The following is a 12,214-nucleotide window of genomic DNA, read 5'->3' as shown; positions in this document are numbered from 1 at the left end:
AAGCCATGACGCGTGCATCTGAAAAATTTTCCCGTACCTTGTCTAAAAACAGCGGCGCAGCAGGCGGTAGTCTCATAGCACTCGCCTCACGCAAAGGAGGGCTGTTTGGAGTGTTGCTTGGGCTCGGGGGAGCCTTCCTGCTATTCAAAGCGGTCCAGAATGGTCGCTCCCAACAAAAGAGGTTACCCTCGTCCACTCAAGCCGCCGGGCGGGATGTCCACCTGAGCGCCTCTGTGGTGGTGGATCGCCCTGCGAGTGACGTCTATGAGTTCTGGCGGGACTTTTCGAACCTTCCACGGATCATGAACTTTCTTGAGCAGGTAACCCCCCGGGAAGGTAATATCAGCCACTGGGTCGCCCGCCTCCCGGCCGGCCCTTCGCTGGAGTGGGACTCCGAAGTGATCGAGGATGTCCCCGATCACCGCCTCAGTTGGCGCTCGCTGGAAGGATCGGAGATCAACACCTGGGGTTCAGTGATCTTTGAGCCACGAGCAGACGGCAAAGGGACCGAGGTTTCCGTAGCCCTCAACTTCAACCCTCCGGGTAACTCAGCCGGCACTGCGGCAGCACACTTCCTGAAAGGCCTGGAGTCATCCGTGCTTTCCAGAAATATGCGTAACCTCAAAGCCCATATGGAAGCGGGAGCAATTCCGATAGCGGGAAGGTAGGAACTGTGTAAGGGCTGAAAAAACCGGGCCTTCCGATCATCGAAGGCCCGGTTGATTTACTGCTCCACGAACGCCCGTTCGATCACATAGTGGCCGAGGTTGCCGTGACGCGCTTCCTTGAAGCCCATGTTGTTAAGGATGGAGCAGGTGTCTTTCAGCATGCTCGGACTGCCGCAGACCATGAAGCGATCATTCTCGAGATCAAATTCGGGTAGCCCCAGATCCCTGGTGAGTTTGCCATTTTCCATGGCATCGGTAAGGCGCCCGGTGTTACGGAACTCCTCGCGGGTGACCGTCGGGTAGTACAGCAACTTGCCCTCAACCATCTCGCCAAAAAACTCGTTGTCCGGCAGTTCTTCAATCTCTCCCTGGTACGCAAGTTCAGACTTGTAACGAACCCCGTGGGTAACAATCACCTTGTCAAAGGCCTCGTACACCTCCGGGTCCTTGATAATGCTGATAAACGGTGCCAGACCGGTGCCGGTGCTGATCAGCCAGAGGTTCTTCCCCGGCAGCAGGTTATCCATGATCAGCGTCCCGGTGGGCTTGCGGCTCACCATGATCTCGTCACCCACCTGGATTTTCTGCAGCCGGGAGGTCAGCGGGCCGTCCTGCACCTTGATGGAAAAAAACTCCAGCTCCTCTTCATAGTTGGCGCTGGCGATGCTGTATGCGCGCATCAGCGGCTTGCCATCGGTTTCCAGGCCAATCATGGTGAAGTGGCCATTCTTGAATCGGAATCCGGGGTCACGGGTGGTGGTAAAGCTGAAGAGGGTGTCGTTCCAGTGACGAACACTTGTTACACGCTCTTTGTTCAGATTGCTCATGGTATCGCCCGTTTGTTAGCCGTTGGCAAATGGATGAAAATGATTGTGTAAATAATAACCCACAGGTAACCTATCGACAAAATGGGATATTTTCATAACCTTATTCGGATTTATCGATTATGAAGTTCAGTTTCCGTCAGCTCAAGGTGTTCCTGGCCGCAGCGCACTTCCAGAATATTACCCGGGCCGCCGACTCCCTCGCCATGTCCCAGTCTGCTGCCAGCAGCGCCCTCAAGGAACTGGAAAACCAGTTCAATATCCAGCTCTTTGACCGGGTGGGCAAACGCCTTCAACTCAACGAGCTGGGGCGTTTGTACCGGCCGAAAGTCGAGGCCCTTCTGGCACAGGCCGGGGAACTGGAACAGGCCTTCAGTAAACATACTGAGGTTGGCGCCCTCAAGGTAGGCGCAACCCTCACTATTGGTAACTATCTGGCCGTGGGCGTTATGGCCCAATACATGAATACCCCTACTTACCCCAAAGTGTCCCTGGAAGTGGCCAATACCCGTACTATTGCAAAACGAGTCAGTGACTTTGAGCTCGACATCGGGCTGATTGAGGGCGAATTACAGTCCTCGGAACTGGAGGTCATTCCCTGGAGGGGTGACGAGCTGGTCGTCTTCTGCTCTCCCGATCATCCTCTTGCTCGCAAGGGAAGACTGACAGACTCGGATTTGCGGTCCGCCACCTGGGTAATGCGGGAGCAGGGTTCGGGAACCCGGCAAACCTTCGAGCGGGGAATGCACGGCCTGCTTCCGGATCTGGACATTCTGCTGGAACTCGAGCACACGGAAGCCATCAAACGCGCTGTGGAAGCCAATCTCGGCATTGGATGTCTGTCCAGGGTCTGCCTGGCGGATGCGTTTCGTCGAGGCAGTCTGGTGCCGCTGAAAGTTCCCGAAGAACGGCAGTTCGACCGCACCTTCTACTTTATTCTGCACAAGCAGAAATACCGCAGTGCTGGCATCGACCGCTGGATCAGTCTGTGTGAACAGCTTCAAGACCCGCCGATGCCGACTCCGTAATCTTAAACAGGGCCGCTATGGAACCGGAATTCCGTGTCTGGTGATTCGATCAGTTGCCGTTCCAGGCCCAGGAAAGTTTCGACACGGTCATTCACCGGACCACCTGCAGCCCGTTCTGCCAGGGCCAGGTAATCCCGATAGTGGCGCGCTTCGGATTTCAGCAGTCCGTTGTAGAAATCCGACAGTGTGTCATCAAGATGCGGAGCTAGGGCGGCAAAGCGTTCACAGGAGCGTGCCTCGATGATGGCTCCGACGATCAGGACATCCACCAGCCGCCCCGGGTCTTCTGCCCTCACCTCTTTGCGCAGGCCAGCAGCATAACGCGCCGGGGTGAGGTGATCATAGCGCACGCCACGCTTGCCCATGATCGCCAGTACCTGCTCGAAATGCCGCAGTTCTTCCCTGGCCAGACGCGACATCTTATTGAGCAGGTCGGTGTTGTCCACGTAGCGATACATGAGACTGAGGGCCGTCGAGGCTGCCTTTTTTTCGCAGTGGGCATGATCGATCAGCATCAGGTCCTGGTTTGCCAGCGCGTTCTCAATCCAGCGCTGAGGGGTTCTGCAGGGCAGGAAGTCGTGGATGGCGTTCAGTGCGTCAGTCATGGATCACAGCAAGTTAGTTAATCGGGGGCAAAAGTATACACGACCTGGCAAATGTCTCCGACCTCTGTCCATCTTAACTTCGTAAGGGGTTTCCTATAGAATGCAGCGCCAACTTAACGCCTTTTCGCCATAAAACTCCCGCCGGGCAACGACGCCCACGGCGCGGGACATTCCAACTGATGAGGGTCCATATCGTGTTAGAAGCCTATCGTGAACACGTTGCAGAACGCGAAGCTCTGGGTATTCCCCCCAAGCCTCTGAATGCCGAACAGACCGCCGCCCTGGTCGAGCTCCTGAAAACTCCCCCGGCCGGTGAAGAGGAAACTCTTGTTTACCTGCTGGAAAACCGCATTCCGCCGGGCGTGGACGAAGCTGCCTATGTAAAAGCTGCCTTCCTGTCTGCGATTGTTAAAGGTGAAGCGACTTCTCCGCTGATCGACAAGAAGAAGGCCGTCCAGCTGCTGGGCATGATGCAGGGTGGCTACAACATCGCCACTCTGGTTGACCTTCTGGACGACAGCGAACTGGCCGAACTGGCCGGCGAAGAGCTCAAGCACACGCTGCTGATGTTCGATGCCTTCAACGACGTTAAAGAAAAAATGGACGCTGGCAACGCCATCGCGAAGGCTGTGGTTGAATCCTGGGCCAACGCCGAGTGGTTCACCAACAAGAAGAAAGTTCCCGAGAGCACCAAAATGGTGGTGTTCAAGGTGACCGGCGAAACCAACACCGACGACCTGTCCCCTGCCCCGGATGCCTGGTCCCGCCCGGATATCCCGCTGCACGCCCGCGCCGCCTATAAAATGGAACGCGACGGCCTGAAGCCGGAAGAGCCCGGCGTCACCGGCCCCATGAGCCAGATCGACGACATCAAGTCCAAGGGCCTGCCCGTTGCCTTTGTGGGCGACGTTGTCGGTACCGGTTCTTCACGTAAGTCTGCCACCAACTCCGTACTCTGGTTCTTCGGCGAAGACATCCCTGGCGTGCCGAATAAACGTGCCGGCGGTGTCTGTATCGGTAACAAGGTTGCCCCGATCTTCTTCAACACCATGGAAGATGCCGGCGCACTGGTATTTGAAGCACCGGTCGACGACATGAACATGGGCGACGTGATCGAAATCCGCCCTTACGACGGCAAGATCCTGAACGAAGCCGGAGAAACCATCTCCGAGTTCAACTTCAAGTCCGACGTGATTCTGGACGAAGTCCAGGCTGGCGGCCGTATTCCTCTGATCATTGGCCGTGGCCTGACCAACAAGGCCCGCACCGCACTGGGCATGGGCGCCACTGACATCTTCCGTCTGCCGAACGACCCGGAAGAAGGCACCAAGGGCTTCACCCTGGGCCAGAAGATGGTCGGCAAGGCCTGTGGCCTGGAAGAAGGCAAAGGCGTTCGCCCTGGCACCTACTGCGAGCCACACATGACCACCGTCGGCTCCCAGGACACCACGGGGCCGATGACCCGTGACGAACTGAAAGACCTGGCGTGTCTGGGCTTCCAGGCGGACCTGGTGATGCAGTCGTTCTGTCACACCGCCGCTTATCCGAAGCCGGTGGACGTGGAAATGCAGCACACCATGCCGGACTTCATCCGCACCCGTGGTGGTGTTTCCCTGCGCCCGGGCGACGGCATCATCCACTCCTGGCTGAACCGCATGCTGCTGCCGGACACCGTGGGCACCGGTGGTGACTCCCACACCCGTTTCCCCATGGGCATTTCCTTCCCGGCCGGTTCCGGCCTGGTGGCCTTTGCTGCTGCTACCGGCGTTATGCCATTGGATATGCCGGAGTCTGTTCTGGTTCGCTTCAAGGGCGAGATGCAGCCGGGCATTACCCTGCGTGACCTGGTACACGCCATTCCGCTGTACGGCATCAAGCAGGGCATGCTGACCGTTGAGAAGAAAGGCAAGATCAACGAGTTCTCTGGTCGCATCCTGGAAATCGAAGGCCTTGAGCATCTTACCGTTGAGCAGGCGTTCGAGCTGTCCGACGCTTCCGCGGAGCGCTCCGCAGCCGGTTGTACCATCAACCTGTCTGAAGAGTCCGTGGCCGAGTACCTGCGCTCCAACATCACCATGCTGCGCTGGATGATTGCCGAAGGTTACGGCGACCCACGCACCCTGGAGCGTCGCGCCCAGCAGATGGAAGAGTGGATTGCTGATCCGAAGCTGATGCGTGCCGACAAGGACGCCGAGTATGCCCACGTGGTTGAAATCGACCTGGCCGAAATCAAAGAGCCCATCGTGTGCTGCCCGAACGACCCGGACGATGCCCGCACCCTGTCCGAAGTGGCTGGCGACAAAGTCGACGAAGTCTTCATCGGCTCCTGCATGACCAACATCGGTCACTTCCGTGCTGCGGGCAAGCTGCTGGCACAGAACAAGGAACCTCTGAAGACCCGTCTGTGGATGTCCCCCCCCACCAAGATGGACCAGGCCCAGCTGATGGAAGAAGGTTACTTCAACATCTACGGCACCGCAGGTGTACGCACCGAGATGCCTGGCTGCTCCCTGTGCATGGGCAACCAGGCACGCGTGGCCGCCAAGAGCACGGTTCTGTCCACCTCCACCCGTAACTTCCCCAACCGTCTGGGCGATGGTGCCAATGTGTACCTGACCTCCGCGGAACTGGCGGCAGTCGGCGCGGTATTGGGCAAACTGCCCTCCGCCGAGGAGTACATGGAGTACGCCAAGGACCTGAACAGCATGTCGAAAGAGATCTACAAGTATCTCAACTTCGACCAGATGGAGAACTACACCAGCAAGGCATCTGAAGCAAACGTTGCCTGAAATCTGACCTTAACGGTTTAGCTCCATGAAAACGCCAGCCTTCGGGCTGGCGTTTTTTTGCCCGCAGATACAGCCCTTCGAGGCTGGTAGGCGATCAGATTAATATCCGTGGTACTTCGGTGGAGTGACCCCTTGATTGGCAAGTTCTGGAAATTCATCATGCATGCTCAGCGGGGTACAGTTTTCTCGCGCCCCGAGGAATTCTGGCCGCTCCGTACCCGTTGAAAAGGGCTTGCCCAACTTGTTATCTACACTGTTGTAGACGAAAAACAGGTTTGAACGGGGCCAGGGCGACATATTTTTGTTCGATGCATGCAAGGTATTGCACTCAAACAGCATCAGCGATCCCGCCGGTCCTTTTGGAGCCTTAATTCCGCCGCGGTCCGCAAGCATAGCCAGCACGTCCCTGTCCGGGACTCCAAGCCGCTGGGCTTTCAACGAGTCCTTCCAGTTCAGGTCGGGCGTTTCTCCGACGCAGGGAACGAAATAGTGGTGAGAGCCGGGAATCAACATTAAAGGGCCGTTGAACTCCGTGTTGTCCGTCAACATGAGGGACGCACTTACCGCGCGCATGCGCGGCATACCATCTTCGCTGTGCCAGGTTTCAAAATCTGAGTGCCAGTCGAACCCGCTCCCCTCGAAACCAAACTTATCATTGATCCGTGACTGATGAATGTACACCTCGCTACCCAGCAATTGGCGAACCATTCCCAGAATTCTCGGGTCACGGGTGAGCCGCTGAAAGTGGTCGGAAAGCTCGTGCATCCCAAACACAGAACGGATCTCGCCCGTGTTGGGGTCATTGATAATCTGATCCGACTCCATCAGTTTTTCATCTTTCGCCATTTCCTTCAGTTCGTCGAAGAAGGGGGTCATACGTTCCTGATTGAAGAATCCTTCAAACCAGAGAAAGCCGTCACGCTCATAACGGGAAAGCGCAACCTCATCCAGAGGCCCCTCCCAGCGATGCTGATTGCGTGAGTGAACGACCGGATCGGTGCGAACAAATGGGTCGCGTTTTTTCTTGAGACGCGTCGGAAAAGGGTCTGTGTTATGCACCATTTTTACTAACCTCCTTTGTCTGCATGGCAGCCAAAACCCAGGCCTTTCTGGATAACACGACATGGGGACTTCCTGTTCGGCAAAACACTCCCCCAGTGGCCTGCTAGCTATTCAGATGAATTATTCAGGTGAATTACACCTACAACTCCTGACCTGATATTTGCATCTCTGCCCGACATCCGCAACATGTTCACTTTGAACACGCGTTAGGGGCCGGCCAATGAAGATCAGGCTGAATCCGGCGAGCAGCCGGCTTTTTTGGACGCTATTAAAAAGGGCCCCCGAAGGAGCCCCATTCATTACTCAGAGCGTTGTAAGCGCTCTTTCTTACCGGGTAATGTGCTGATACTCTCCGGCATCTTCTGTTGCAAGGCTAACGACCATGATGGCGATCCAGGCCGCGATGAAGCCAGGAATGATCTCGTATACGCCCGGACCACCCATGAATTCGCCGTTCCAGCCCAGTGAGATCCAGACGATAACCGTAGCCGCACCTGCAACCATGCCCGCGATAGCGCCAGCACCGTTGGTACGTGGCCACATCAGTGACAGGATGATCAGTGGGCCGAACGCGGCACCAAAGCCTGCCCAGGCGTTACTCACCAGCGCCAGAACCTGAGAGTTCGGGTCGGAGGCGATAACAGCAGCCACGAGACCAACCAGCACCACGCAGACACGGCCGACGTTGACGCATTCCTTGTCGTTCGCTTCCTTACGCAGGAACAGACGGTAGAAATCTTCAGTCAGTGACGATGAAGACACCAGCAGCTGGCTGGAGATGGTGCTCATAACCGCGGCAAGCAGAGCGGCATAGAGGAAGCCAGTGATCAAAGGATGGAACAGCAGGTCTGACAGAATAATAAAGATCGTTTCCGGATCTTCAATATTCATACCATTGCGAATGGCGTAAGCCCTGCCGAACACGCCAAGGGAGACAGCACCGATCAGGGAAATAAGCATCCAGCTCATACCAATGTTACGTGCAATCGGTACGTCTTTGAGAGTGCGGATCGCCATGAAGCGCACGATGATGTGCGGCTGACCAAAATAACCCAGGCCCCAGGTCACCGCTGAAAGCCAGCCTATGACCGTCAACCCTTCCGTCCACGACAGAAGCGTCGGATCAACTTCATTCAGTGTCTGCGAGGCCTGGGCGAAACCGCCGCCACCTTCGCCGAAGAGCACAACGGCCGGCATGATCACCAGTGCCAGCATCATGATGCAGCCCTGTACGAAGTCCGTCATACTTACCGCCAGGAACCCGCCAACGACGGTATATGCCAGAACGACACCCAGCGTGATGACGATACCGACTGCGTAGTCACTCAGGCCACCGAAATTGAAAATTCCCGAGAAGGCGCTTTCAAACAGCTTGCCGCCGGCAACCAGGCCGGACGCTGTATAAACTGCGAAGAAGATGACGATAACGATGGCAGACACTGTACGCAGAGACAGCGCCTGCGTCGGGAAACGGTTAGCGAGAAAGGATGGAATGGTGATCGCGTTGCCGTAGTGAACCGTCTGCTCACGCAACCTCGGCGCTACGAGCGTCCAGTTAAAGAACGCACCTACGAGCAGGCCAATACCGATCCAGGCCGAACCCAGGCCTGATGCAAACAGCGCTCCGGGCAACCCCAGAAGCAACCAGCCGCTCATGTCGGAGGCCCCGGCCGAAAGCGCCGCCACCTTTGGACTGAGTGCTCGCCCACCCAACATGTAATCTTCGGATGAAGACGTAGCTCTGCGCATTGCATAAACGCCGATGGCGATCATGAGCGCAAAATAAAGAAATAGACTTATCCAAACACCAATAGCCATGAAACTCCTCCAGTTCAATTGGATGGATCTTGCTCCATCCGGTTGGCGCGTTTACCGTTTTAAAACGATAGTCGCACCCTTTGTTTTTTTAACGTTCTTTATTGCCCAGGTGATGAGGCGCTACTGCTTATAGCGCCAGCCTCCGCATCGCAATGCTTACCTCCTTATCCGCCAGTTTCTGTTCCGCCTGCTTCAAGAGCATAGCGCCGTTTACACCTTTTCGATTCCAAGGGACAGCAGTGAGGCATTCCCGCCCACGGCCGTCGTGTTGATTGTGCGGGTTCTCTCAGTGGCGAATCGCAGCAGATAATGTGGGCCGCCCGCTTTAGGACCTGTACCGGACAAACCCCGTCCGCCAAAGGGTTGAACACCAACAACTGCACCAATCTGATCCCGGTTGACGTAGGTATTGCCCACTTTTACACGCTGTTCAATATACGCCGCGGTGGATTCGCTCCGGCTGTGAATACCCAGTGTAAGGCCATACCCAGCGGCGTTAATCTCGTCGATAACATCATCCAGTTTCTCTGCAGTGTAGCGGACAACATGAACAATCGGTCCGAAATGTTCGTTTTTCAGCTCATTTATGCCCGAAATCCCGTAGGCAGATGGCGGCACAAAGTACCCGGACTGACACGAGTCGGGTAATGGCGTCCGGGCAATAAATCGAGCATTTTTGCCCAGCTCACTCAGATGGGACTGCAGGCTGGACTGTGCCTCGTCATCTATCACCGGCCCGACGTCGGTACTGTGCAATTCCGGGTTGCCAACCGACAGTTCCTGCATCGCGCCCGCCAGCAAGGTCTCCATTCGCTCGGCTACATCCTTCTGGATATAGAGCACACGCAATGCCGAACAACGCTGCCCCGCACTGGCAAAAGCGGACTGGATCACGTCCCTGACCACCTGCTCCGGCAACGCACTACTGTCAACAATCATTGCATTCTGCCCCCCCGTTTCCGCGATCAGGGGCACGATGGCCCCCTCACGCTGAGCAAGGGTACGATTGAGAATATGCGCTACCTGTGTAGAACCGGTGAAGGCCACGCCGGCAATCCTGGGGTCCGGGGTCAGTTTGCCGCCGATTGTCGCACCATCACCGGGTAAAAGTTGAATCACTTCAGGCGGGAATCCGGCTTCCAGCATCAGCTCAAAGGCGCGGCCAGCCACCAGGCTCGTCTGTTCCGCTGGCTTGGCGATCACTGTGTTGCCAGCAACCAGAGCTGCCATCATCTGGCCGGTAAAAATGGCCAGCGGAAAATTCCAGGGACTGATGCACAGAAACACCCCCCGCCCTTCCATATAGAGTTCGTTGCTTTCTCCCGTTGGCCCGGGCAACGCCATGGCGTCACCGAACCGGGCTCTGCCCTGGATAGCGTAATAGCGGCAGAAATCAACGGCTTCACGAACTTCATCAATGCCATCCTGCATGGTTTTGCCAGCTTCACGGCAACAGATCGCCATAAGCTCTTCCATGTGGGATTCCAGCAGGTCCGCGTATTTCTCCAGACACCGGGCCCGGTCCTCCACTGGGCGATCCCGCCACCCGGGAAAGCCGGCAGCGGCGGTTTCAAGTGCTTCTGTCGCCAGGGCCCTGGTACTCCAGTAGACATGCCCCACAGGACGGGTAGTGTCGTAGGGGGCGGTGATTTCCCTGGGGCTTCCCTCCCTTCGTTTCTCTCCGCCAATCACCGGCGCCGCCTCCCAGCCGCACTCAGACCACTGGGCGAGGTGGTTCAGCAGCGGATCGAGATCGGATGCAACGTGGATATTCAGGCCCCGGGAATTCAGGCGCTCGTCGCCGTAAATACCGGGTGGCGCCGGAATCCGGTCATTGGGAAGGGATTCGTGTTTCTGGAGCTCATGGACCGGGTTCTGAACCAGGTCCTCAATGGGTGTCGCGGCATCCACCAATCGATGGACGAACGAGGAGTTAGCGCCATTTTCAAGCAGACGGCGAACCAGGTACGGTAAAAGGTCTTTGTGGGCACCAACCGGGGCGTATATCCGCACGGGGATATCGCTCTGCTCGAGGATACTGTTGTATAGCGCATCTCCCATACCATGGAGGCGCTGAAACTCGATCTTACGGCGCTTGTTCCTGGCCATTGCCAGCACCGCGGCAACGGTGTGGGCATTATGACTGGCCAACTGCGGATACAATGCCCCGTCGGTATAGTCGCTCAGCAGGAACCGAAGGCATGCCAGGTAAGAGGTATCCGTGGCTTCCTTGCGGGTAAACACCGGGTAACTGTCGAGCCCCAGTTGCTGGCAGATCTTGATTTCCGTATCCCAGTACGCGCCTTTCACCAGCCGGACAGGGATCTCATCACCCTGTTCCCTGGCCAGCTTTGTGAGCCAGCAGAGGACCGGTAGCGCCCGTTTCGAGTAGGCCTGAATAACCACCCCGAAACCGCCCCATCCTCTCACAACCGCTGAACTGAACACCTTCTCAAACAGTTTGAGCGACAGTTCCAGACGATCCATCTCCTCGGCGTCAATGGTAATCGACACCTTGTGGTCACGGGCAACGGCCAGAAGATCCGTCAGCGTTGCGCAGAGTTCCTGCAACACACGCTCTTCCTGGGACACCTCATAGCGGGGATGAAGCGCGGAAAGCTTGATGGAAATCGAGGGGGACGGGGCCTTGCTGCCAGGATAGGTATCGTTTCCGACGGAGCGGATGGCATCCATGTAGTCCTTCAGGTAACGGACTGCATCATCGCTGGTCATCGCCGCTTCGCCGAGCATATCGAAGGAATAGGTATAGCCAAGGTCCCTATATTCCCTGGCGTTCTTCAGGGCTTCATCAATATCACGGCCCAGCACGAACTGTTTGCCCATAATCGCCATGGCCTGGTACATCGCGCTGCGAATCACCGGTTCACCGCTACGTTTGACCAGGCGTCGCCAGATACGTGAGGGAGAACCGTCAAGGCGCTTGTCCATTCTGACCACGCGCCCGGTGAGCAGCAGGCCCCAGGTAGAGGCGTTAACGAGCGTGGACTCGCTGCGGCCAACGTGTTTTTTCCAGTCCGCGTCGGAGAGCTTGTCCTGGATCAGGGCATCAGCGGTGTATTTGTCGGGAATACGCATCAACGCTTCAGCCAGACACATGAGCAGGATGCCTTCCTGCGTGTCGAGACTGTATTCCTGAAGGAGCGCATCAATCATATGGACGGAGTCGTCCTGATCCCTGACCCTTCGGATCAGCCTGGTCGCTGTATCGGTGATGTCTCGATGCTCTGCAGCATCGCTCTGGGCAAGGGGGATCAGTTCGTTAAGGTAGCTGGCTTCATCGACGGCGTAGTTGGCGATAATGCCCTGCCAGAAAAAGGATTTCGGCTGCTCCTGAAATGCAGGCTCCAGAACCCTGCTTGCATTGAACATGTTAGCGCCTCGTCAATGGCACCGGCTGCC

8 protein-coding genes are annotated in these 12,214 nt (G+C 56.7%); 3 read left to right on the top strand and 5 right to left on the bottom strand.

Annotated elements, in window-relative coordinates:
• The first annotated feature begins 5 nt into the window (after positions 1–5).
• Positions 6–668 (top strand): SRPBCC family protein, encoded by a 663-nt coding sequence (locus tag ABJM11_RS07425; protein ID WP_348295114.1) that lies wholly within the window; start codon positions 6–8, stop codon positions 666–668.
• Between the two features lie 56 nt (positions 669–724).
• Here ABJM11_RS07425 and ABJM11_RS07420 read toward each other — a convergent pair whose 3' ends face one another.
• Positions 725–1,495, bottom strand: coding sequence for a ferredoxin--NADP reductase (locus ABJM11_RS07420; protein WP_348295113.1), 771 nt, complete (start codon positions 1,493–1,495; stop codon positions 725–727).
• 119 nt (positions 1,496–1,614) lie between these two features.
• Here ABJM11_RS07420 and ABJM11_RS07415 point away from each other — a divergent pair, with 119 nt between their 5' ends.
• Positions 1,615–2,520, top strand: coding sequence for a LysR family transcriptional regulator (locus ABJM11_RS07415; RefSeq protein WP_348295112.1), 906 nt, complete (start codon positions 1,615–1,617; stop codon positions 2,518–2,520).
• 2 nt (positions 2,521–2,522) lie between these two features.
• Here the strand turns inward: ABJM11_RS07415 and ABJM11_RS07410 are convergent, their stop codons facing one another.
• The gene (locus ABJM11_RS07410) at positions 2,523–3,125 is read right to left on the bottom strand and encodes a tRNA-(ms[2]io[6]A)-hydroxylase (RefSeq protein WP_348295111.1); all 603 of its coding nucleotides are present in this window, start codon (positions 3,123–3,125) and stop codon (positions 2,523–2,525) included.
• Positions 3,126–3,319: 194 nt separating this feature from the next.
• Here ABJM11_RS07410 and ABJM11_RS07405 point away from each other — a divergent pair, with 194 nt between their 5' ends.
• The gene (locus ABJM11_RS07405) at positions 3,320–5,914 is read left to right on the top strand and encodes a bifunctional aconitate hydratase 2/2-methylisocitrate dehydratase (RefSeq protein WP_348295140.1); all 2,595 of its coding nucleotides are present in this window, start codon (positions 3,320–3,322) and stop codon (positions 5,912–5,914) included.
• A 99-nt stretch (positions 5,915–6,013) separates the two neighbouring features.
• On the opposite strand, the gene thpD is transcribed toward ABJM11_RS07405, so the two are convergent.
• The 3 genes from thpD to putA all read right to left on the bottom strand — a co-directional run bounded on the left by thpD (position 6,014) and on the right by putA (position 12,184).
• On the bottom strand, positions 6,014–6,976 hold the full coding sequence (thpD, locus tag ABJM11_RS07400) for an ectoine hydroxylase (protein ID WP_348295110.1): 963 nt from the start codon (positions 6,974–6,976) through the stop codon (positions 6,014–6,016).
• Positions 6,977–7,303: 327 nt separating this feature from the next.
• A complete protein-coding gene (putP, locus tag ABJM11_RS07395; RefSeq protein ID WP_348295109.1) occupies positions 7,304–8,794 on the bottom strand; it encodes a sodium/proline symporter PutP in 1,491 nt (496 codons plus the stop codon).
• A gap of 210 nt (positions 8,795–9,004) precedes the next feature.
• Positions 9,005–12,184 carry a bifunctional proline dehydrogenase/L-glutamate gamma-semialdehyde dehydrogenase PutA gene (gene putA, locus ABJM11_RS07390; protein WP_348295108.1) on the bottom strand — a complete coding sequence of 1,060 codons (3,180 nt, stop codon included), beginning with the start codon at positions 12,182–12,184 and terminating at the stop codon, positions 9,005–9,007.
• Positions 12,185–12,214 lie beyond the last annotated feature (30 nt).

Origin of the sequence: Marinobacter sp. (assembly GCF_039977835.1) — a bacterium.
Classification (GTDB): domain Bacteria; phylum Pseudomonadota; class Gammaproteobacteria; order Pseudomonadales; family Oleiphilaceae; genus Marinobacter.
The sequence above is the reverse complement of the archived record's forward strand: the minus strand, read 5'-3'. Positions and strand labels throughout refer to the sequence as shown.